This is a genomic window from Raineyella antarctica, from assembly GCF_900092135.1.
GTDB classification, from domain to species: domain Bacteria; phylum Actinomycetota; class Actinomycetes; order Propionibacteriales; family Propionibacteriaceae; genus Raineyella; species Raineyella antarctica.
On the sequence record NZ_FMYF01000001.1, the window covers coordinates 283,332 to 304,522 of the forward strand.

General features: G+C 69.2%; 18 protein-coding genes. 11 read left to right on the top strand and 7 right to left on the bottom strand.

What is annotated here, in order from left to right; all coding sequences use genetic code 11:
- The first annotated feature begins 21 nt into the window (after positions 1-21).
- On the top strand, positions 22-303 hold the full coding sequence (locus GA0111570_RS01305; protein ID WP_092605565.1) for a type II toxin-antitoxin system RelE/ParE family toxin: 282 nt from the start codon (positions 22-24) through the stop codon (positions 301-303).
- Positions 278-592 (top strand): HigA family addiction module antitoxin, encoded by a 315-nt coding sequence (locus GA0111570_RS01310; RefSeq protein WP_092605567.1) that lies wholly within the window; start codon positions 278-280, stop codon positions 590-592. The genes GA0111570_RS01305 and GA0111570_RS01310 overlap by 26 nt, the downstream gene beginning before the upstream one ends.
- Before the next feature lie 210 nt (positions 593-802).
- Here GA0111570_RS01310 and GA0111570_RS01315 read toward each other — a convergent pair whose 3' ends face one another.
- Positions 803-2,689: an MFS transporter gene (locus tag GA0111570_RS01315; protein ID WP_092605569.1), complete on the bottom strand. Its 1,887-nt coding sequence runs from the start codon at positions 2,687-2,689 to the stop codon at positions 803-805.
- A 283-nt stretch (positions 2,690-2,972) separates the two neighbouring features.
- Positions 2,973-4,301: an amidase gene (locus tag GA0111570_RS01320; protein WP_092605571.1), complete on the bottom strand. Its 1,329-nt coding sequence runs from the start codon at positions 4,299-4,301 to the stop codon at positions 2,973-2,975.
- A gap of 289 nt (positions 4,302-4,590) precedes the next feature.
- Between GA0111570_RS01320 and ddaH the strand changes: the two genes are divergently transcribed.
- The 6 genes from ddaH to GA0111570_RS01350 all read left to right on the top strand — a co-directional run bounded on the left by ddaH (position 4,591) and on the right by GA0111570_RS01350 (position 9,946).
- Entirely contained in the window at positions 4,591-5,442 is an 852-nt protein-coding gene (gene ddaH, locus GA0111570_RS01325) for a dimethylargininase (RefSeq protein WP_092605573.1), read from the top strand.
- Positions 5,439-6,665 (top strand): ornithine--oxo-acid transaminase, encoded by a 1,227-nt coding sequence (rocD, locus tag GA0111570_RS01330; RefSeq protein WP_425438589.1) that lies wholly within the window; start codon positions 5,439-5,441, stop codon positions 6,663-6,665. Before ddaH ends, rocD begins: the two co-directional genes overlap by 4 nt.
- 72 nt (positions 6,666-6,737) lie before the next feature.
- A complete protein-coding gene (locus GA0111570_RS01335; protein WP_092605577.1) occupies positions 6,738-6,992 on the top strand; it encodes a type II toxin-antitoxin system Phd/YefM family antitoxin in 255 nt (84 codons plus the stop codon).
- Positions 6,985-7,389 (top strand): type II toxin-antitoxin system VapC family toxin, encoded by a 405-nt coding sequence (locus GA0111570_RS01340; RefSeq protein WP_217633958.1) that lies wholly within the window; start codon positions 6,985-6,987, stop codon positions 7,387-7,389. Before GA0111570_RS01335 ends, GA0111570_RS01340 begins: the two co-directional genes overlap by 8 nt.
- Positions 7,390-7,608: 219 nt before the next feature.
- On the top strand, positions 7,609-8,325 hold the full coding sequence (locus GA0111570_RS01345) for a transporter substrate-binding domain-containing protein (protein ID WP_092605579.1): 717 nt from the start codon (positions 7,609-7,611) through the stop codon (positions 8,323-8,325).
- Positions 8,326-8,554: 229 nt separating this feature from the next.
- The gene (locus GA0111570_RS01350) at positions 8,555-9,946 is read left to right on the top strand and encodes an NAD-dependent succinate-semialdehyde dehydrogenase (RefSeq protein ID WP_092605581.1); all 1,392 of its coding nucleotides are present in this window, start codon (positions 8,555-8,557) and stop codon (positions 9,944-9,946) included.
- Positions 9,947-10,170: 224 nt separating this feature from the next.
- Here the strand turns inward: GA0111570_RS01350 and GA0111570_RS01355 are convergent, their stop codons facing one another.
- From GA0111570_RS01355 to GA0111570_RS01370, 3 genes are all read right to left on the bottom strand, one after another.
- Positions 10,171-10,608, bottom strand: coding sequence for a VOC family protein (locus GA0111570_RS01355; RefSeq protein ID WP_217633959.1), 438 nt, complete (start codon positions 10,606-10,608; stop codon positions 10,171-10,173).
- A gap of 250 nt (positions 10,609-10,858) precedes the next feature.
- Positions 10,859-11,260 (bottom strand): NUDIX hydrolase, encoded by a 402-nt coding sequence (locus tag GA0111570_RS01365; protein ID WP_092605583.1) that lies wholly within the window; start codon positions 11,258-11,260, stop codon positions 10,859-10,861.
- A 180-nt stretch (positions 11,261-11,440) separates the two neighbouring features.
- A complete protein-coding gene (locus GA0111570_RS01370; RefSeq protein ID WP_092605585.1) occupies positions 11,441-13,996 on the bottom strand; it encodes a glycogen/starch/alpha-glucan phosphorylase in 2,556 nt (851 codons plus the stop codon).
- Between the two features lie 194 nt (positions 13,997-14,190).
- Here GA0111570_RS01370 and carB point away from each other — a divergent pair, with 194 nt between their 5' ends.
- The gene (carB, locus tag GA0111570_RS01375; protein ID WP_092605587.1) at positions 14,191-17,430 is read left to right on the top strand and encodes a carbamoyl-phosphate synthase large subunit; all 3,240 of its coding nucleotides are present in this window, start codon (positions 14,191-14,193) and stop codon (positions 17,428-17,430) included.
- Between the two features lie 10 nt (positions 17,431-17,440).
- On the opposite strand, the gene GA0111570_RS17950 is transcribed toward carB, so the two are convergent.
- Positions 17,441-18,322 (bottom strand): NUDIX domain-containing protein, encoded by an 882-nt coding sequence (locus tag GA0111570_RS17950; protein WP_245702969.1) that lies wholly within the window; start codon positions 18,320-18,322, stop codon positions 17,441-17,443.
- 122 nt (positions 18,323-18,444) lie between these two features.
- Here GA0111570_RS17950 and GA0111570_RS01385 point away from each other — a divergent pair, with 122 nt between their 5' ends.
- Positions 18,445-19,263, top strand: coding sequence for an SDR family NAD(P)-dependent oxidoreductase (locus tag GA0111570_RS01385; RefSeq protein ID WP_092605589.1), 819 nt, complete (start codon positions 18,445-18,447; stop codon positions 19,261-19,263).
- 27 nt (positions 19,264-19,290) lie between these two features.
- Here the strand turns inward: GA0111570_RS01385 and GA0111570_RS01390 are convergent, their stop codons facing one another.
- A complete protein-coding gene (locus GA0111570_RS01390) occupies positions 19,291-20,538 on the bottom strand; it encodes an alpha/beta fold hydrolase (protein WP_092605591.1) in 1,248 nt (415 codons plus the stop codon).
- An 82-nt stretch (positions 20,539-20,620) separates the two neighbouring features.
- On the opposite strand from GA0111570_RS01390, the gene GA0111570_RS01395 reads away from it, so the two are divergent.
- On the top strand, positions 20,621-21,172 hold the full coding sequence (locus GA0111570_RS01395) for a flavin reductase family protein (RefSeq protein ID WP_245702970.1): 552 nt from the start codon (positions 20,621-20,623) through the stop codon (positions 21,170-21,172).
- Positions 21,173-21,191 lie beyond the last annotated feature (19 nt).

Below are 21,191 nucleotides of genomic sequence, written 5' to 3' on the forward strand. Positions count from 1 at the left end.
TGACGCGGTACGCTGGTCGTCGTGATCAGGTCCTTCGCTGACAAGGCGACCGAGCGGCTCTGGCATCGTGAGAAGGTGCCGTCGATCGATCCCCGGGTCCAGCAGGCGACGATCCGCAAGTTGACGCAGATCCACGCTGCTCGCTACCTCGATTCGCTCCGCGTGCCGCCGGGGAACCGGTTGGAGGCTCTGAAGGGCGATCGAGCTGGGCAGCACAGCATCCGGGTCAACGACCAGTGGCGAATCTGTTTCACCTGGACCGAAGGAGGTGCTGAGGATGTCGAACTCGTCGACTACCACTGAAAAGTGGGCGCCCGTGCACCCTGGCGAGGTTCTCATGGAGGACTTTCTCAAGGGTTTCGGGATCACGCAGAACAAGTTGGCGGTCTCGATCGGTGTCTCCCCGCGCCGCATCAACGAGATCGTGCGCGGTCAGCGGCGTATCACGGCCGATACCGCGCTACGGCTGGGTCGATACTTCGGGATGGACCCGCAGTTCTGGATCAACCTGCAGTCGCACTATGACCTCGAGGTCGAGATGGACGCTCTGGGTGACGCTCTCGACCGCATCGAGCCGCTCCGGACCGCATGAAGGCGGAAGAACCTGACGTGCCGGATGCATGGCGCGAACTCGCCCACCGGGCGGTGGACAACTTCGCTGGGTTTCCTCGGGCCCTGGTGGGGCCGGCTGCGAAGATCTGCGATGGCCACTCCGACATCGACGACCTGTGCAGTGGGACCCCGAGCCCAGACGGGTACGGTGCTTCCGACCGCGGCCGCGGCCGGAAGCACCGTCGCTCGGTCACACCGCGGCGGGCACCTTGGTCGCCGTCGTGATGTCCTCGCGCTCGCGGAGGTACCCGGCGATCACTAGACGGTTGATCGCCGACCGGCTCACGATGCCCACGGGACGCGGGTTGTCACCGTCCAGCACCGGCACCTTCTTCAGCCTGGTGTCGGACAGGATGGCCACGGCATCGGCGATCGAGGCATTGACGTCGATGGTGATGACATCGCGGGTGGCCAGCCGGAGGACGTTCACGTCGGCCAGATCGGTCATGGCGCGGTCGACGTCCTCGCCCGCATCCACCAGGTAGGTGTAGATCGAGGCCGAGGACGGGTGGTTCGCAGACAGGTAGCGCATGACGTCGCCGTCCGAGAGGAAGCCCGCCAGGGAGCCGTCCGCGTGCACTACCGGAGCCCCGGAGATGCCGCGCTCGGCGAAGGTCCGGAGGGCCTCCAGCACCGTCTGATCGGAGGTGAGCGTGTACACGTCCGGCTCCAGCACGGACGCCACGGTCGTCGCAGCGGAGAGCGAGGCTTCGGCCGGCTGCTCGACTCGTCCCCGGCGCGTCGCGGCGATGGCCAGCACGATGCCGATGAGCGAGGTCACGACGACAAGGGCCACCGCGCCACGGAAGCCGACGAGCTGGGCGTCGAAGTCGCTGGCGCTGCTGCCGAGGTTGGCCGCGGTGAGCGCGCCGTAGATGCCGGTGGCCAGGGACGTGCCCACGCAGCCGGCGATCTGGAAGCTGGTGGAGACCACCGCGACGCCGTGGGGGCTGGTCTCCGGGTTGAGGCTGGAGAGGGCGAAGGTCTGGGAGGGGCCGATGACGAACGCGGTGGCGAGTACGGCCGGGACGTAGAGGAGACCGAACAGCACGATGGAGGTTTGTCCGGCGGCCACGCCGACACACGTCACGAACACCGCCATGGCCAGGAAACCGAGCGGGATCGACCAACGACCGCCGTGGCGGTCGAAGAGCCGGCCGGCGATGGGTCCCATCACGACGGTGAGGAGGATGCCCGGGGCGAGAGTGAGGGACGCAACCATCGGCGCCGTGCCGTGCGCGCCCTGGAGGAAGAGCGGAATGATCACGTTCATGGCGAAGACGAAGAGCAGGCCGAGCATCGTCATCAGCACGCCGACGGTGAAGGCGGAGTTGGAGAAGGGCCGCAGGTTCAGCAGCGGGTGCTCGATGTGCTTCTGGCGGCGGATGAACAACCACAGGGCCACGAGTCCGACGACGCCGGAGACCAGCGTGTACACGAGGGATCCGCTGAAGGCTGCCGTGACGGCGTACAGCACGCCGCCCAGACCCACGGCGACCAGCAGGAAGGACGCAATGTCGAAGACCGGGCGTCCCAGGTCGGCGACTGTGCGCAGGATGATGGCTGAGGCCACCAGGAGGACCAGGGTGAGGGCACCGAAGGCCCACATCAGCGTGGTCCACGGCTGGGTGGTCAGCATCGCACCGGAGAGCACGATGGCCAACGAGGGGCCGAGCGTGGTCATGGCCGCCATGATGCCCATGGTCAGGCCGAGCTTCTCGCGTGGGGCGACGGCAAGCGCGATGTTCATGCCGATCGGCGTGATCAGACCGGTACCCACGGCCTGGAGGAGGCGGCCGATGAGTAGCACTCCGAAGGTGGGCGCGAGGGCACCCACCACCGAGCCGACCACCATGATGGCGAGCACGGCGACGACCAGCGGTCGGGTCGGGAAGCGGTGGTAGAGCACGACGGAGACCGGCACGAACACGGCCGCCACCAGGAGGTACCCGGTCGTCAGCCACTGGACGGTGTTCACGTCGATGCCGAAGTCCTGCATGATCGGCGTGAAGGCGACGTTGAGGAAGGTCTCGTTGAAGGTGGCGAGAAAGGCGGCTGCAGCCGAGACCGCGATCATCCAGAGGGCGCGACCGCGCGAGGGCGCGGCGGAGTGCGATAGGTGTGTTGAAGGCAAAACTGCTCCAGACGTTCAAGGCGGATGGGGCATCGAACGTGCCGTGGCGGAAGCGCAGTGGGCGCTTCTCGTGTCGTGTCATCGATGATGAGATGGCCCAGTGGGCCGTGGCGACTATACCAGATTCGTGACTTTTGCTTCTGCGTCGCGAGGTATGACGTCGAGCCGCTCTGGACCGTCCGAAGGCGACGGCCGCTCGTGAGCTTGAGTTCGGGTACCAGCCCGGTCAGCGCGCAGCCAGCGCGGCCTCGGCCGCCGAGGCGACCCCGGCAATGCGGGCATCGGCGCCGCGGGGCCCGGAGACCATGAGGCCCACCGGCAACTCGCCGGGAGCGTGGCATGGCAGCGAGAAGGCGCATCCGTCGAGCCAGTTGACGATGAAGGGGTTGCGCAGCAGCAGCCGGTTGGCGGCGAAGTACGCATCGTCCGAGGACTCCAGCCGGGCGATCTCCGGCGCCACGATCGGCACCGTCGGGCTCAGGAAGGCGTCGTACGGTTCCAGCGCCCGTTCCGTCTCGGTGATCCACCGCGCGCGGCGGTCGTGGATCGCCAGGTAGTCGGCCACGCTGACTCCGTCGCCCAATCGCATCCGCTGGGCCACCCGGTGGTCGACGTCGGCCTCCCGTGCCCTCACCAGGTCCCCGTGCGCGGCCCAGCACTCGATCGGAGACAGTCCGGCGGGCTGGTTGAGCTCGGCGATCCGGCCGAACTGCGCCAGCTGCACCTCCTCGATGCTCGCCCCGGCATCGGCAAGGGTCCGCAGGGCCCGCTCGTACGCCGCGGCCACCGCCGGCTCGATGTCGTCGAGCACCAGCGTCTGGGCCGCCGCGAGCCGCAGGCCCGACAACGGACGCGAAACCACCGGGAGCGGGACGCCGGCCAGCACCGCGTCCAGCGCCAGGCAGTCAGCCACCGAGTTGGCGATCGGGCCGACCGAATCCAGCGAGCGGGACAGCTCGACCGCTCCGGTCAGCGGCACCCGCCACTGGGTGGGCTTGAAACCGACCAGCCCGCACAGGGCCGCGGGAATCCGCACCGAACCGGCAGTGTCCGAGCCCACGCCCGCGACCGCCAGGCCCAGCCCCACTGACACCGCAGCCCCCGACGACGAGCCACCCGGGACGCGCGCCACCTCGGGATCGGCCGGGTTGCGCGGCGTGCCGTAGTGCGGGTTGATGCCCACCCCGCCCAGGGCGTACTCGACCATGTTGGTGCGTCCGATGATCGACGCGCCGGCCCGGCGCAGCCGCGAGACGACGACCGCGTCGGCCCCGGCGGCCGGCAGTCCCCGGCGCACGATCGTGCCGGACAGGCTGGTCTCGCCGGCGACATCGAACAGGTCCTTGATCGTGACGGGCAGGCCCGCCAACGGGCGGCCCGCGTCCCGCCCGGCGGCGTCTGCCGCGCGGGCCGCGGCCAGGGCGTCATCGGCGTACGTGGCGGTGAAGACGTGCGCTGCGGCCGCATCCGTCTGCCCGCGTTCGAGGACCCCGGTGGCGATCGCCTCGTAGGTCGCCCCACGCGCCACGCGTTCCCGTACGCCATCGATCGTCATCACGGGCTCACACTAGGGGCGACCAGCCGGAAGCGAAAGGCATCGCCGAGGAGCTCACACGCAACCCTCGGCTCCGATCCCGGTCGAGGCCCGGGCCTGGCGAGGCTCCGCTGCGAGGGAACGTCCCACCCCTGGTCACGTAGCTGTTCGGTGCTTCTCTACCCGTTGGGAGCCGTGGAACACTGGGGGCAGGCGTGCTCGTGTCGCCTCTTCCCCGTGGCTCGGCCGCGGGTCGAAGTGCCGCCGGGCCCCGGGACAGCGTCCGCCGTCGGACTCGGTGGGGAGCGAGATGTCTTCTCCGGATCGGATCCAGGAGCGTCGCCGGTACCTGATGTGCCGGCCGGACCACTTCACGGTCAGCTATGAGATCAATCCCTGGATGCATCGGACGCATCCGACCGACACGTCCCGGGCTGTGCGGCAGTGGCAGGCGCTCCACGACACGTACGTACGACTGGGGCACGAGGTCGAACTCATCGACCCGATCCCGGGCCTGAACGACATGGTCTACACGGCCAACAGCGGACTCGTCATCGACGGCGTGGCCCTGGGTGCGAGGTTCAGCGTCAGCCAGCGTCGGGGTGAGGAGCGCCCCTTCCGGGATTGGTTCGCGGCCCACGGGTTCGATGTGGTCGAGCCGGTCGCGACGCAGGAGGGCGAGGGGGACCTGATGCTGGCGGGCGAAACGATCCTCGCCGGCTACGGCTTCCGGTCCCAGCTCGACAGCCACGCCGAGGTCGCGGGCGTTTTCGGGCTCGAGGTCGTCTCGCTGCGGCTGGTCAACCCGGCCTACTACCACCTCGACACCGCCCTGTGCGTCCTCGACCCGGTGCAGGGCCCGGGCGGTGCCGAGCGGGCCAACATAGCCTACCGGCCGTCGGCCTTCGACGAGCGCAGCCAGGGCGAGCTCAGCGAGCGTTTCCCCGATGCGATCCGCTTACCTGCCTCGGTGCCCGAGACCCTCGAGCTGAACGCGGTGAGCGACGGCCGCAACGTGGTCATCTCGCCGCCCGCCAGCAACTTCGTCGCGCAGTTGCGCGAGCGCGGTTATCACCCCCTACCGGTCGACGTGTCCGAATTGCACCTCGGCGGCGGCGGGATCAAGTGTTGCACCCTGGAACTGCGAGGAGGCAGGCCATGAGCATGACGACGAACCCTGACACGCCCACCGCGCGTCTCATCCACCAGGAGGGGGAGCACCTGGCACACAACTACGACCCGCTTCCGGTGGTGGTGTCGACCGCGGAGGACGTCTGGGTGACCGATGTCGAGGGCCGGCGCTATCTCGACCTGCTGTCCGCCTACTCGGCGCTGAACTTCGGGCACCGCCATCCCGAGCTGGTCAAGGCGGCCGTCGACCAGATCGGCCGGCTCACCCTGACCAGCCGGGCGTTCCACAACGACCGGCTCGGGGCCTTCGCCGCCGCTCTTGCCGACCTGTGCGGCAAGGACCTGGTGCTGCCGATGAATACCGGCGCGGAGGCCGTCGAGACCGGCATCAAGACAGCCCGGGCCTGGGCCTACCGAGTGAAGGGGGTGCCTGCCGACCGCGCGAGGATCATCGTGGCGGCGGGCAACTTCCACGGCCGCACCACTACGATCGTCGGGTTCAGCGACGACCCGGTCACCCGGGACGGGTTCGGTCCGTTCACGCCCGGCTTCGTCACCGTGCCGTACGGGGATGCCGGCGCGATCGAAGCAGCCATCGACGAGAACACCGCCGCCGTGCTCATCGAGCCCATCCAGGGCGAGGCCGGCGTCATCATCCCGCCGCAGGGCTACCTGCGGGCGGTCCGCGAGCTGTGCTCCCGGAACAACGTGCTCCTCATCGCCGACGAGATCCAGTCCGGCCTCGGCCGCGTGGGCACGACCTTCGCGTGCGACCGCGAGGGCGTCGTCCCCGACCTCTACCTGCTGGGCAAGGCACTGGGCGGCGGCATCCTGCCGGTCTCGGCCGTCGTCGGCGACCGCGACGTCCTCGGGGTGTTCCGTCCCGGCGAGCACGGGTCGACCTTCGGTGGCAACCCGGTCGCCGCGGCGGTCGGGCTGCGCGTGGTTGAACTGCTGCAGACGGGGGAGTTCCAGGAACGCGCGACGACCCTCGGCCACCACCTCGAGGGTCTGCTCGACCCACTGCTGGGCCACGGCCTCACCGAGGTGCGCGTGGCCGGCCTGTGGGCAGGACTCGACGTCGAACCGGCGCTCGGCACCGGCCGCGAGGTTGCCGAGAGACTGCTGGACCGCGGCATACTGGTGAAGGACACGCACGCCCAGACCATCCGCCTCGCACCTCCGCTGACGATCCAGGTCTCCGACCTGGACTGGGCGGTCGAACAGCTGAAGCTCGTCCTGCAGGCGACCTGACGGCCCCCAACCGCACTACGACTTGGCCTTGGCGTCGTTGGCTGCTGTAGCACCTGGCGCTACGCTCGTTTCATGAGCGAGAGCATCAGCCAGCGCGAGCTTCGCAACGACAGCGGACGCATCATGAGGGGCCTTGACCAAGGCCGCACTTTCATCATCACGCGCAACTCGGTGCCGGTGGGAGAGCTGCGTCCCCTGCGGCGCCAGAGATTGGTGGACGTCCGCCTCGTGGGCGAGCTGTTCCGGGGCGCACCGGCGGTTGACGGGGGCAGGTTCAGGCGTGACCTCGACGACGTGGCCGATCAAGGGGTCGAGCCACGTGGCTGAGCGGCTGGAGGCCGGGCTGCTGGACACGTCGGTGGTGATCGATCTGGACCGGCTTGGTCCGGAATCGCTCCCGTTGGCCGTGGGCGTGTCAGCGATCACCATGGCCGAGCTGTCGGCGGGCCCAGCTGCGACGGACGACCCTATGGAGCGCGCACGTCGGCAGGACAGGCTGCAGCGGGCCGAGGCTGCTTTCGAGCCCATCCCCTTCGGGACCGAAGCGGCGCGGGCCTATGGTCGGGTCCATGCGGCTGTGGTGGCGGCGGGGCGACAGCCCCGTCGACGGTTCGAGGACCTCCTGATCGCTGCGACCGCTGTGGCCGAGGGATTGCCCTTGGTGACCCGGAATGCGCAGGACTTCGCCGGGCTGGAAGAGCTGCTGGTGGTGGTGACCGTCTGACGGTCGTCCGCGCTGATTCTCCACACGAAACTGACTGCTGTGCAGGCAGGCGACACATGATCAGTGGCCGGTTCCCAGGTCCGGTTCCGTCGGGACGGGTGGTGCCGCGACGAGTGAGCGGCTCGCTCCGGCAGTGACGCGCCGGCGTCGTCTGGCGGGGTGGGTGGTGAGCCGGTTCTCTCACCGCACGGGGAACCGGTCCATCCCTAAGATCGCACCATGGATGACGACGTCCGGCGCGAACTGGCGCCCACCGGAGTGTTGCGAGCCTCGATCAACCTGGGGAACTCGGTGCTGGCGCAGGGCAGCCCGTCGCAACCCTCCGGGGTGAGCGTGGACCTGGCCCTGGAACTCGGACGACGCTTGGACGTGCCGGTCGACGTCCTGTGCTTTGATGCGGCGCGCAAGTCCCTGGCCGCCGTGGTCGACGGTGCGGCCGACCTGTGCTTCCTGGCGATCGACCCGGCCCGCGCCGAGGTCCTCGCCTTCACTGCTGCCTATGCGCTGATCGAGGGCGTGTTCGCCGTGCCGCGGGACTCCTCGATCCGGACGCTGGGCGACGTGGACCGGCCCGGGATCCGGATCGGGGTGAAGCAGGGGTCGGCGTACGACCTGTTCCTGTCCCGGGAGTACCGGCGCGCAGAGGTGGTCCGGGGTGAGGAGGGCACCCAGGCCTTCCAGGACCTCGGACTGGAGGTCGCGGCCGGGATCCGCCAACCGATCACCGCCTTCGTGGCCGCCGACCCGACTCTTCGCATCATCGAGCCACCGTTCATGCAGATCGAGCAGGCGATAGCGATACCTGTGGGTCGTCCGGTGTCCGCCCTGCGGTACCTGCGCGACTTCGTCGAGGACGTGAAGGCGTCCGGCTTCGTGGCCGAATCCTTGCTGCGTTCCGGGCAGGACATCGAGGTCGCGCCTGCGGCTGACGGGTGAGTCTCAGGTTCCCTCGAGTCGCGTAGCACCACGTGGCACTGCCCATGTCCGCCCTGGTGTCTGCGGGCAGCCTCGATGCCCTGGCCGCGACTGGGCGCAGGCGATGCAGGGTGATGGATGCCACGCATGAGGGCGTGTCATCGGTTGAATTCGGGGGCCCTGCGGCCGGAACGAGGGCATATGGTCGAAAGATCAAGTGCGTGACTAGGAGATTAGGTAAGGAGTGAGAATGGCCTACGCAACGACCAATCCCTACACCGGTGAAGTCCTCAAGACCTTCGACAATGCGACGGACGCCGATATCGACGCAGCCATCGCCAAGGCCCAGGCAGCCTTCGAGACCTGGCGGGACGTCACGTTCGAGCAGCGAGGTACCGTCCTGCAGAAGGCCGCGGACGTCTTGCGGGAGAACAAGCGGGCGTATGCCGAGACCCTGACCCTCGAGATGGGCAAGCTCATCGGGGAGGCAGAGGCCGAGGTTGATCTCTGCATCGGCATGCTCCAGTACTACGCCGCCAACGCCGCCGGGGAGCTCGCCCCGCGCTTCCTCCCGGCCAAGGGCTTCGGGGACACCGACGTCGTGCTGGTGAACGAGCCCCTCGGCGTGCTCTACGCAGTCGAGCCGTGGAACTTCCCCTACTACCAGGTGATCCGGATCGGTGCGCCGCAGTTCGCCGCCGGCAACACGATCGTCCTCAAGCACGCGTCGAACGTGCCGCAGTCGGCGCTGAAGATGGAGGATCTGTTCCGCAAGGCCGGCGCGCCTGACGGTCTCCTGGTCAACATCTTCGCGCCGCACAGTGCGACCGAGAAGATCCTCGCCGACGACCGCGTCCGGGGCGTGGCCCTGACCGGCTCCGAGGGCGCCGGCGCATCCGTCGCCGCGATCGCCTCGAAGAACCTGAAGAAGTCCACCCTGGAACTGGGGGGAGCGGACGCGTTCATCGTCCTGTCCGACGCCGAGATCGACAAGGCCGTCAAGTGGGCCGTCTTCGGTCGCCACTGGAACGCAGGCCAGGTCTGCTGCTCCTCGAAGCGCATCATCGTCGTCGACGACGTCTACGACGAGTTCGTCGAGAAGTACCGCAAGGGCGTCGCCGGTCTCGTGGCGGGCGATCCCATGGACGACCAGACCACCCTCGCACCGCTGTCCAGCCGGCAGGCGGCCGAGGATCTCGCCAAGCTCGTCGAGAAGGCCCGCGCCGAAGGCGTGACGGTCGAGGAGATCGGCGAATCCGTTCCCGAGGAGGGCGCCTTCTTCCAGCCGACCATCCTCACCGATATTCCCGATGGCTCCGACACCTCGCAGGTGGAGTTCTTCGGACCGGTCTCCCAGATCTACCGGGCGAAGGACGAGGACGATGCGGTTCGCATTGCGAACTCGTCTCCGTTCGGACTGGGCGGGTCGGTCTTCTCCACCGACACGGACCGGGCTCGCGCACTGGCGCGCCGTCTCGACACCGGCATGGTGTACATCAACCAGCCCACCGGTGTGAAGGCGGACATCCCGTTCGGTGGAGTCAAGCGCTCCGGCTACGGGCGCGAGCTCATCGACCTGGGACTTCATGAGTTCGTCAACCAGAAGGTCGTCGTCAGGACCGACATCGACGGCAGCTTCTGATTCGCTGATCAGGTGGCGCTCCGGTTCAAGGTCTGGAGCCCGGTGAACGAGGGGTGCTGCGCTGTGGCTCAGCTGCGGCGCAGCACCCCCCGTCTGCATCACCCCGTCTGCATCACCCCGCCTGCATCACCCCGCCTGCATCGCGCCGAACGGTCCGCCGATGAGGACCTGTGGACCGGCAGCGACGGGGGAGGGCCAACCGGCGGTGCACCGGCGCCGGGACCTCAGCCGATCTCCTGGGCCAGACCGATGAGGATCCCCTCGGGGCCACGTACGTAGCAGAGCCGGTACGCGTCCTCGTATCGCACGACCTCGGTGCTGACGAGTTCCCCGCCGTGCTCGCGCAGCCGGCCGAGGGTCTCGTCGAGATCCTCCACCGCGAACATGACGCGCAGGTAGCCCAGGGCGTTCACCGGGGCGTTCCGATGGTCGGCGACGATCGGTGGCTCGAGGAAGCGCGAGAGCTCGAGCCGGCCGTGGCCGTCCGGCGTACGCATCATCGCGATCTCGACGCGCTGGTTGCCCAACCCGGTGACCCGTCCGGCCCACTCTCCCTCGACCACGGTCTGCCCCTCGAGCTCGAGTCCGAGCACACGGAAGAAGGTGATCGCCGCAGACAGGTCCTCGACGACGATGCCGACGTTGTCCATCCGTACGGTCATGGCGCCATCCTACGGAGATCAACGCCCTCCGGGGGCGATGCAGGTCCGGACCGTGGTCTTCCCGTTCACCACCGGGAGGACCGGACGTGAGCGGATCTACGACGGCTATCCCGACGTGGCACTCGAATTGGTCGAGAGCCGTACGTTCGACGGTCGGCTTCAACTGCTCGAGTACGTGCCGACCGTGATCAGCGGGCCACCGGGGCGAGCGAAGCCTGACGCTGGTAGGTCCACGGGTCGCGTCATCCGGTCACCAGAGGTCGGTGATCCCCGCCTCCTCGAGGTAGTCGACCAGGTTCTCGGTTAATTCGAGGGCGCCCAGGTCGTCCTGGCTGACCCAACGGGCGTCATCCGCGTCATCCCCGGCAGCCAGTTCGCCGCCGACCACGGTGGCCAGGAAATCGTGCACGTCGAACTCGTGTCCGTCCCCCGTGGGGAGTCGTAGGTGGAGCACCTCGCGCTCGATGCGCACGTGAAGCCCGGTCTCCTCGAAGGCCTCCCTGACAGCGGCCCGGTCAGGTGACTCACCGGGCTCGAGCCGGCCGCCGGGCACCGTCCAGCGACCGCGCTGCGGTTCGTGACCGCGCTGCACGAGCAGGATCTGGCGCTGTTCGTTCAGGATGATGACGCCGGCTGCTGGAATGGTCTGCACCCAACCATCTTCCCCTGATCTCAACCTGGTCCGTGTCGGCGGCAGCGGATCGGGGACTCTCGCGCCGTTCCCGCACCCCGTCGGCACCAGCTGCTGCAGGACGGCCCGTGGGGACCGCGAAAAGGGATCGCCCGCCGGGTGCCGAGGCACCCGCCGGCGATCCGCCTCAAGCGGCCAGCCTCACATCATCGGCTGGGTGTGCCAGATGCGCTGGATGTACTCGCGCATCGAGCGGTCGGAGCTGAAGAAGCCGGAGCGGGCCACGTTCAGGACGGCCGAACGCGTCCAGGCGTCGGTGTCCGCGTACCTCTCCTCGACGCGCGCCTGCGCGTCGACGTAGGACTGGAAGTCGGCCAGCGCCATGAACCGGTCGCTGTTCAGCAGGTTGTACACGACCGCGTCGAACAGGTGCTGGTCACCGCCGCTGAAGTGACCCGACAGGACCAGGTCCAGGGCGGCCTTCAGCTGGGGATTGTCCTCGTAGTACGACTCCGGGTTGTAGCCCTTCGCGCCCAGCTCGGCGACCTGCGGCTCGTTCATGCCGAACAGGAAGAAGTGCTTGTCGCCGACCAGCTCGCGGATCTCGACGTTCGCGCCGTCATCGGTACCGATGGTCAGCGCACCGTTGAGGGCGAACTTCATGTTGCCGGTGCCCGAGGCCTCCATGCCGGCCAGCGAGATCTGCTCGCTCAGGTCGGCTGCCGGGATCAGCTTCTCCGCCAGCGTCACGTTGTAGTTGGCGGGGAAGGCGACCTTGAGGCGTCCCTCCAGTCGAGGATCGGCGCTGACGGTCGCGGCCACGCGGTTGATCAGGTGGATGGTGTCCTTGGCCATCTTGTACCCGGGGGCCGCCTTGGCGCCGAAGACGACCGTACGCGGGGTGAGCTGGTCGACGGGGAGCTTGCCGGAGATGACCTGCTCGTACAGCGACACCACGTGCAGCAGCTTCAGCGACTGGCGCTTGTACTCGTGCAGGCGCTTGACCATCACGTCGAGGAGGTGCCCGTCGGGAAGGTCGATGCCGTCGCGCTTGCGCAGCACCTCGGCGAGGCGACGCTTGTTCCAGTCCTTGGCCGCCGCGAACTGCGCGCGGAAGTCGGGGTCGTCGGCGAAGGGCTCCAGCTCCCGGAGACGCTCGAGGTCGGTGACCCAGCCGCCGCCGATGGTGTCGCTGATCAGCTCGGACAGCTTCGGGTTGGCCATCTTCACGAAACGGCGCGGGGTGACGCCGTTGGTGACGTTGGTGAACCTGTCGGGCCACATCTCGGAGAAGTCCGGCAGCACCTTGTCGCGCAGCAGCTGGCTGTGCAGGGCGGCCACGCCGTTCACCTTGGTGGCGGCGTACGTCGCGAGGTAGGCCATTCGGACGCCGCGCTCGGGGAACTCGGCGATGATCGACATGCGGCGGGCGCGCAGTTCGTCGCCGGGATAGGCCTCGCGGACCTCCTCCAGGAGCTGCTCGTTGATCGCGTAGATGATCTCGAGATGGCGCGGCAGCAGGCGGCCGAGCAGTTCGGTCGGCCACACCTCGAGGGCCTCCGGCAACAGCGTGTGGCAGGTGTAGGCGAAGCACTTGGTGGTGACGGCCCAGGCCTCGTCCCAGTCGAAGCCCTTCTCGTCCATCAGGATGCGCATCAGCTCGGGCACCGCGATCACCGGGTGGGTGTCATTGAGCTGGAGGATGATGCGCTCGTCGAGGTGGTGGAGGTCGAAGTCGTCCTCGAGCTCGTTGTCGATGAAGTCGCGCAGCGAGCAGGCGACGAAGAAGTACTGCTGCTGCAGGCGTAGTTCCTTGCCCTGCGGCGTGGAGTCCTCGGGGTAGAGCACCTTGGAGATGTTCTCGGCGAACGTCTGCGCCCGCACGGCCTGCGCGTAGTCGCCGGCATTGAAGGTCGGCAGGTCGAAGGCCTTGGTCGCCTGCGCGCTCCACAGGCGCAGAGTGTTCACGCGGCCGTTGAGGTAGCCGGGGACCATGTAGTTGTAGGGGACGCCCAGCACGTTCCAGTCGGGCAGCCAGTGGGTACGTTCCTTGCCGTCGGCGTCGCGGTACTTCTCGGTGTGGCCACCGAAGTTCACCTGGACGGACGCATCGGGGTGCGGGAACTCCCACGGCGAGCCCAGTGCGAGCCAGGTGTCGGGCTGCTCGACCTGGCGCCCGTCGACGAAGGTCTGGCGGAAGATGCCGTACTCGTAGCGGATGCCGTAGCCGATGCACGGCACGTTCATCGTGGCCAGGGAGTCGATGAAGCAGGCCGCGAGGCGTCCGAGGCCGCCGTTGCCCAGGCCCGGCTCGACCTCCTGGTTGCGCAGCGTGACCAGGTCGAGGCCGCAGAGCTCGAGGCCCTTGTCGGCGATCTCGTTCAGATCGGAGGCCAGCAGCGCATTGCCGAGCTGACGGCCGAGGAGGTACTCGGCCGACAGGTAGCCCACAGTCTTGACCTTGGCCTCGCGAGTCTTGCGATTGGTGTCGAGCCAGCGCGCCATGAGGTAGTTCTTCACGGTGCGGGCCAGGGCCAGGTACTGGTCATTGACGCTCGAGCGCGCCAGTGCCACGCCCTGGGCCGTGTTCAACTCGTGGATGAACTCCTTGACGAAGCCGTCGACCGAGAACAACGGCCCATTCACCGGCGCGGTGGCGACCGGGTGGGTCGGCGTCCTGGCGGGGCCGAGGTCCCGACAACCGGTCGTCGGCTGCTCAGCAGGGTTCGCATGTCCATTCAGAGTTGCATCGGGCATGCGGGAAGCATAGAGGTGAACCACCTCTGAGCCTGGACCCGCGTTGCCTGCCGGACGATCCGACGGTGCCGACCCGGATGTGCTCTCCCCCTGGTGTGCATCGTCCTGTTCCGCGTACGTGGCCCCGGGACGACCGGGTCGGAGCACGGGCGATAGATTCGCATGGCCAGCAGCGTTGCGAGCGAGGAGAGCCCATGCCCAGGCGGGACGACGTCCACAAGGTCCTCATCATCGGTTCGGGGCCGATCGTGATCGGGCAGGCGTGCGAGTTCGACTACTCGGGCACCCAGGCCTGCAAGGCGCTGCGGAAGCTGGGCTACCAGGTCGTCCTGGTGAACTCCAATCCGGCCACGATCATGACCGACCCGATCATGGCCGACGAGACCTACATCGAGCCGTTGAACATCGACCGGCTCACCGAGATCATCCGGGCCTCCCGGCCGGACGGCCTGCTGCCGAACCTCGGCGGCCAGACCGCGCTGAACCTGTCCACCGCGCTGGACCGCGCCGGGGTGCTGGCCGACAACGGAGTGCAGATGATCGGGATCAGCCAGTCGGTGATCGAGCGGGGCGAGGACCGTGAGGCGTTCAAGCGCACCATGGCCGAGCTCGGCGTGGACATGCCCCGCTCCAAGACCGTGGGGAACGTCGAGGACGCCGAGGCGTTCGCGGCCGAGATCGGCTACCCCTGCGTCATCCGCCCGGCGTACACGATGGGCGGCACCGGCGGCGGCTTCGTCAACGACGTCGAGGAGCTACGTACGACCGTCTACCGGGGCCTGCAGGCATCCCCGATCGACCAGGTGCTGGTCGAGGAGTCGATCCTCGGCTGGGAGGAGCTGGAGCTCGAGGTCGTCCGCGACGCCAGCGACCAGATCATCACGGTCTGCTTCATCGAGAACGTGGACGCCGTGGGCGTGCACACCGGCGACTCGTTCTGCACCGCGCCGATGCTGACCATCGACCCGCAGCTGCAGGCGGAGCTGCAGGAAATCTCCTACCGGATCGTGCGCGCCATCGGTGTGGTCGGCGGCACCAACGTGCAGCTGGCCCACAACCCGCGGACCGGGCGCGTCGTGGTCATCGAGATCAATCCGCGGACCTCGCGTAGCTCGGCACTGGCGTCCAAGGCGACCGGCTTCCCGATCGCCATGGTGTCGACGCTGCTGGCGGCCGGCCTGACGCTGGACGAGATCCCGTACTGGCGCGACGGCACGCTCGACCGCTACACCCCCGACGGTGACTACGTGGTCGCGAAGTTCGCCCGCTGGGCGTTCGAGAAGCTTCCCGGGGCGGTGGACCGGCTCGGGACGCAGATGCGCGCCGTCGGCGAGGTGATGAGCATCGGCAAGGACTACCGCGAGGCGTTCGGCAAGGCAATCCGCGGGCTGGAGAACGGCCGCACCGGCCTGGGGAACGCCGCCGACTTCCGCTCCCTCGGACTGGACGAGCTGCTGCGCCGGGTGGAGACCCCGACCTCCGATCGGCAGTACCTGCTGTACGAGGCGCTGCGGGCCGGCGCCACCCCCGAGCAGCTCGAGGAGCGTACGCACATCAAGGCGTGGTTCCACGAGCAGATGAAGGCGATGGTCGATGTCGAGACCCGGGTCGAGGCCTACCGTGGCCGGCTCTCCGACCTGCCCGCAGACCTGCTGCGCGCCGCGAAGGAGTACGGCTTCGGCGATGCCTACCTGGCAGGCGTACTCGGGGTCGACGAGACCGAGCTGCGGGCCCGCCGCCTGGCCGAGGGCATCACGCACCGCTACGAGGCGGTGCCGGTGAGCGGTGTGGAGGGCGCCGAGTACTACTTCTCGACCTATGCCCCGGAGCGTGCCAACCCGCTGCCGGCGCCCGAGCCTGTCGATCGGGACGCCCGCAAAGTGATGGTGCTCGGAGGGGGGCCCAACCGCATCGGCCAGGGCATCGAGTTCGACTACTGCTGCGTGCACGCCGCGTACACGCTGCGGGACGCCGGCTTCGAGACGATCATGGTCAACTGCAACCCCGAGACGGTCTCCACCGACTACGACACCTCGGACCGGCTGTACTTCGAGCCGCTGACCGTCGAGGACGTGCTGGCGATCTTCGAGCGCGAGCAGCCCGACGGCGTGGTCTGCCAGTTCGGCGGCCAGACCCCGCTCAACATCGCCCGGGCGCTCGAGGCGGCCGGGGTGCCGATCCTCGGCACCAGTCCGGAGACGATCGACCTGGCCGAGGACCGCGACCGGTTCAGCGCGATCATGGACCGCCTTGGCATCCCGATGCCCGAGGCGGGCATGGCGGTGACCGTCGAGGAGGCCGTCGAGGTCGCGCGGGGGATCGGGTTCCCGGTGATCTGCCGGCCCAGCTACGTCCTGGGCGGCCGGGGCATGGAGATCATCCACGACGAGGAGTCCCTGACCCGGTACATGGCCGCGGCCCAGGGGGTCACCCGCGAGCGCCCGATCCTGATCGACCGGTTCCTCGACAACGCGATGGAGTGCGAGGCCGACGCGATCTGCGACGGCCAGGACGCCTTCGTCCCCGCCGTGATGGAGCACATCGAGTACGCCGGGATCCATTCGGGGGACTCAGCCTGCCTGATCCCGTCGGTCAACATCGGTCCGGAGCACCTGGCCACCATCGAGGACTACACCCGGCGGATCGCGATCGAGCTGGGCGTCGTCGGGCTGATGAACATCCAGTACGCCATCCACGACGGCATCGTGTACGTGCTCGAGGCGAACCCTCGCGCGTCGAGGACCGTGCCGCTGGTGTCCAAGGTCTGCGACGTGAACATGGCACGGCTCGCCACCCGGCTGATGCTGGGGGACAAGCTGGCCGACCTGGGCCTCACCGAGCGTGAGGTGCCGTTCCAGGGGGTCAAGGAGGCGGTCTTCCCGTTCAGCATGTTCCCCGAGGTCGACCCGCTGCTCGGCCCGGAGATGCGCTCGACCGGGGAGGTGCTCGGGCTGGCCACCGATGCGGGGCTGGCCTTCTTCAAGGCGCAGGAGGCCACCCAGTCGCCGCTGCCGACAGCCGGCACGGTGCTGATGACGGTGGCCGAGCGGGACCGCCTCGACAATGCCGACACGATCGTGACCGCGGCCCGCAGCCTGGTCGCCTCGGGACTCACGATCCGCGCCACCGAGGGCACCCAGCGCTTCCTCGCCGAGCACGGCATCGAGTCCGGTATCGTCTCCAAGCTGCACCAGGGCCACCCCAACCTGGACGACGAGATCCGCGCCGGCCAGGTACAGCTCGTGGTCAACACGCCGGCCGGGAGGTCCGCCGAGTACGACGACAGCTACATCCGCAAGGGGGCGATCCGGACCCGTACACCCTACATCACCACCGCCGCCGGGGCGCTGGCTGCGGCGGAGGGGATCGCGGCCCAGCTGGCAGGCGCCGAGCGCGTACGTTCACTGCAGGAGTGGCACGCGACGATCAGGTGAGTCCCGCGCGTCAGTGGCGGACGAGTCGCGGCGAGATCATCTCGGCCCCGAACGAGGCGACCCGGGAGCCGAGCTCCCGGTCGGCCGTGGCCACCCGGAGCAGGGTGCCGGGGGCATCGGCCTGTTCGGCCACTGCGGCCACGACGGCGTCGTCCCCCGACCCTGCCGCCGTGACCACCCGGACGCCCTCGGCCGGCTCGATCCCGCGGGCCGCCCCCTCGGTGACCAGGACGAACTCGGGGTACCAGGTGCCACCTGGCAGGCCCACCGCATCCGCGGGCAGTCCGGTGCCGGCCAGTTCGGCGAGGTGGTCGCGCAGCCCGGCCGTCGCGCCCCGCCGGTCGGACCACCAGCCGTCGGGTCGCGAGCCGACCACGTTGGCGGCGTCGACGACCACGACCAGCCGGCCCAGCATCGTGCGCAACTCGGGCAGCGCCGCGGCGAACGCGGGCAGCAGCGGCAGCTGCTCCACCTCGGCCAGGTCGATCCAGCGCACCTCGTGGCTCTCCGCGTCGGTGACGGCGGGTTGCCAGGGGGCGATCGCCTCGGCGACGACGGTGGTGTAGGACCAATTCGGATGGACCAGCGTCCGGTCGGCGCGGACCTGGACCGCCGAGGTCACCAGGCCCGCCTCCTCGACCGCCTCGCGCAGGGCGCCGTCGATGCTCGACTCGGTGCCGCTGAGGGCGCCGCCCGGAATGCCCCAGGTGCCGCCGTGGTGGGTCCAGTCGGCCCGGTGCTGCAGGACCACCTGGTGCCCGTTCCCGGAGGACCGCCAGACGAGGAGTCCTGCCGCGCCGAACACGCCCCAGTGCTCGCGGCCGCAGGCGCACTGCGCCCAGCCGTCCCCGGGCAGGCGGCGGTGTCGGGGGTCCGGGTGATGAGCGGGCACCGGTCCAGCCTGACACAAGCGGGCCTCGCGTGTCGCCGTCCCCGGGCCCCGGTCGGTTCTGGCCTACCGTGGACGACGGGTACGGGGCCGGGACGGCCCAGTCGCAGCGGAAGGAGAATCTGATGGCAAAGGTCTGGTTCGTCACGGGGGCGTCCAGGGGATTCGGACGGGTGTGGGCCACCGCGGCCCTGCAGCGGGGTGACAGCGTCGCGCTCGCGGCACGCGAGACCGGGGCCGTCCAGGACCTCGTCGACGCCCACCCGGACACGGCGCTGGCCGTTCCGCTCGACGTCACTGATCGGGACCGGGTATTCGCCGCAGTGCAGGAGGTGGTCGACCGGTTCGGCCGGATTGACGTCGTGGCCAACAATGCGGGATTCGGCCACTTCGGCATGGTGGAGGAGGCGACCGAGCAGGAGGTCCGGGCACAGTTCGAGACCAACGTCTTCGGCGCACTCTGGGTCACCCAGGCGGTGCTCCCGGTGCTGCGGGCACAGGGCTCGGGACACATCCTGCAGACCTCCTCGCGGATGGGGGTCCAGGCGGTCCCCAACCTGGGGATCTACAACGCCTCCAAGTTCGCCCTCGAGGCGTTCTCCGACTCGCTGGCGCAGGAAGTGCGCGGCTTCGGCATCAAGGTCACCCTGGTCGAACCGCAGGGCTACGCCACGGACTGGTCCGGCTCCTCGGCCCACCGCTCCGAGAGGAACCCCGCGTACGACGACTTCCGGGCCTGGCTGGCCGAGCACCCCACCACCGTGCCGCCGGGGCAGCCCGAGGCCACCGGACCGGTGATCCTCGAGATCGTCGACCGGGCGGAGCCGCCGCTGCGCGTCCTCTTCGGCCACGGTGCGGTCGAGCGGGTCGAGGCGGTCTATGCCGACCGGCTCCGGACCTGGGACGAGACCCGCGACCTGACCGAGCGCGCCGACCACCTCTGACCCACCCGGCCGCCTCGGCCGGGATGCTCATAGCCAGCGGCGTCCCCGCAGCAGGCCGATCAGGTGGTCCAGCACGCCCGGATCCATCCGCAGGCCGTTGTGCTCGTACTCGCTGGTCACCCAGGTCCGGCAGTCCGGCAGCATCGCTGCGGTCTCCAGCGAGAACTCTCGCGGCACGTACGCGTCGGCATGGTAGACCGCCGCCGCGACCGGCACGTCGGCTCGGGCGAGCCGCTCGGGGGAGTAGAGCCGGCCCCACTCGTGCCCGGCCAGCCGGTCCGCGACGCCCGCGAACGGTGCCAGCTCGCTGTCCTCGGCGAACAGGCTGCGGTGCAGGTGCTCGCCGCCCAGGAGAGTGGGGTCCTCGCGGACCCGGTCGGGCATCGTACGATCCGCCGACCAGCGGGTGGCCACGCCGTCGGCGTAGCAGGCCTCGTGCAGCACCGAGTAGATCGGGTTGCGACCGGTGAAGGGGAGGGCCGCGGCCAGGTCGTGGGCGAAGGCCGGGGACCGGTGGTCGAGCTCGAGCAGGTAGTGCAGCTGCTCAGAACCCCCCTGCATCCCGAGCCGATGCCCGATGGTGCGGAAGCGGTCCGCGGAGACCGCGTCGCCGTTCGGCAGGGTGATCGCGCCCTGGGTGCACAGCTCGCTGAGCCGGCGTACCCGGTCGCGGTCCTCGGGGAAGCGGCGGTAGTGCTGCCCGGACTTGTCGACCATGACCTGCCAGGTGGCCGCGTACACGTCGTCGATCGGGTGGCCGACGGCGCTCAGGCCGCCGGTGAGAAGGGCCCCGGCCAGGGATTCGGGATGCTCCGACAGGTAGCGCAGGGTGGTGAACCCGCCGAACGACTGACCGAGCACCGTCCAGGTCGATGCGCCGAGGGCCTGCCGCACCGCCTCGCAGTCGTTCACGACCTCGTCCGCACGGAAATGGGTGAGGTACGCGGCCTGGTCATCGGGAGCCATCGCGGTGACCGCCGAGGACAGTGGGGTGGAACGTCCGGTCCCGCGCTGGTCGAGCAGCACCACCCGGAAGTCCTCCAGGGCGCGCGGCAGCCACGGCGGACTGGCCGGCACCAGCGTCGGCCGCGGGGCCTCGAAGCCCGGGCCGCCCTGCAGGTACACCAGGTAGGGCCGGTCCTCGCCACCCTCGCCGGTGACCACCCGGGCGAACACCTCGATGCTCCCCGCCTCGGCGTGCAGGTGGTCGAGGGGCACCTCGAGGACCAGGTCGGTCAGGGTCAGCCCGGGCAGGTGCGTGGTGGTCGTCCGCATGGGGCACGAGTCTAGGGGCGCCCACCGACGTCCGGCGGGCTACGGTTGCGGGAGATGTCGGTTCCAGGACGGAGGCAGGCTGGTGGCAGGTGACGAGACAGCGGGAGCGGCGGGGGACCCCGGTGCGGGGGACATCGGTGCAGTGGAGATCGGTGCAGAGGACTTCAGGGCGGTCTTCCGGCGGCACGCCGGCGGGGTCGCGGTCGTCACCGCCCTTGGTCCCGACGGTCCGGTCGGCTTCACCGCGACGTCGGTCGCCTCGGTCTCGGTCGATCCGCCGTACCTGGCCTTCTCCGTCAACGCCTCGTCCTCCTCGCGTGCCATCGTCGCGGCCGCCCGCACGGTCGTGGTCAACGTGCTCTCGGCCGGCCAGGCGGATGTCGCCAGCAGGTTCGCCGCGCCCGCCCAGGACCGCTTCGCCGGCATCGCGACACAGGTCCTCCCCAATGGCGACGTGGCCCTCGCCGGAGCGGTCGGCTGGGTCCAGGGACAGATCGAGCAGGCCACCGACGTGGCCGGCAGCCTGCTGGTGGTCGTCCGGGCCCTGCGCGCCGGACTGGGGCCGGAGGACTGGCCACTGGTCTACGTCAACCATGCCTTCCACGCGTTGAGCGAGGACAGCCGGCTGTCCTGAAGGTGCGCTGACGGTTCAC

What these genes read in the sequence shown, in the direction of transcription:
- rocD (WP_425438589.1), top strand. Translation starts at nt 5,439, where the DNA reads ATGAGCATGACGACGAACCCTGACACGCCCACCGCGCGTCTCATCCAC.
- GA0111570_RS01385 (WP_092605589.1), top strand. Translation starts at nt 18,445, where the DNA reads ATGGCAAAGGTCTGGTTCGTCACGGGGGCGTCCAGGGGATTCGGACGG.
- GA0111570_RS01390 (WP_092605591.1), bottom strand. Translation starts at nt 20,538, where the DNA reads ATGCGGACGACCACCACGCACCTGCCCGGGCTGACCCTGACCGACCTG.
- GA0111570_RS01310 (WP_092605567.1), top strand. Translation starts at nt 278, where the DNA reads ATGTCGAACTCGTCGACTACCACTGAAAAGTGGGCGCCCGTGCACCCT.
- carB (WP_092605587.1), top strand. Translation starts at nt 14,191, where the DNA reads ATGCCCAGGCGGGACGACGTCCACAAGGTCCTCATCATCGGTTCGGGG.
- GA0111570_RS01315 (WP_092605569.1), bottom strand. Translation starts at nt 2,689, where the DNA reads ATGATCGCGGTCTCGGCTGCAGCCGCCTTTCTCGCCACCTTCAACGAG.
- GA0111570_RS01355 (WP_217633959.1), bottom strand. Translation starts at nt 10,608, where the DNA reads ATGACCGTACGGATGGACAACGTCGGCATCGTCGTCGAGGACCTGTCT.
- GA0111570_RS01370 (WP_092605585.1), bottom strand. Translation starts at nt 13,996, where the DNA reads ATGCCCGATGCAACTCTGAATGGACATGCGAACCCTGCTGAGCAGCCG.
- GA0111570_RS01350 (WP_092605581.1), top strand. Translation starts at nt 8,555, where the DNA reads ATGGCCTACGCAACGACCAATCCCTACACCGGTGAAGTCCTCAAGACC.
- GA0111570_RS01335 (WP_092605577.1), top strand. Translation starts at nt 6,738, where the DNA reads ATGAGCGAGAGCATCAGCCAGCGCGAGCTTCGCAACGACAGCGGACGC.
- GA0111570_RS01320 (WP_092605571.1), bottom strand. Translation starts at nt 4,301, where the DNA reads ATGACGATCGATGGCGTACGGGAACGCGTGGCGCGTGGGGCGACCTAC.
- ddaH (WP_092605573.1), top strand. Translation starts at nt 4,591, where the DNA reads ATGTCTTCTCCGGATCGGATCCAGGAGCGTCGCCGGTACCTGATGTGC.
- GA0111570_RS01345 (WP_092605579.1), top strand. Translation starts at nt 7,609, where the DNA reads ATGGATGACGACGTCCGGCGCGAACTGGCGCCCACCGGAGTGTTGCGA.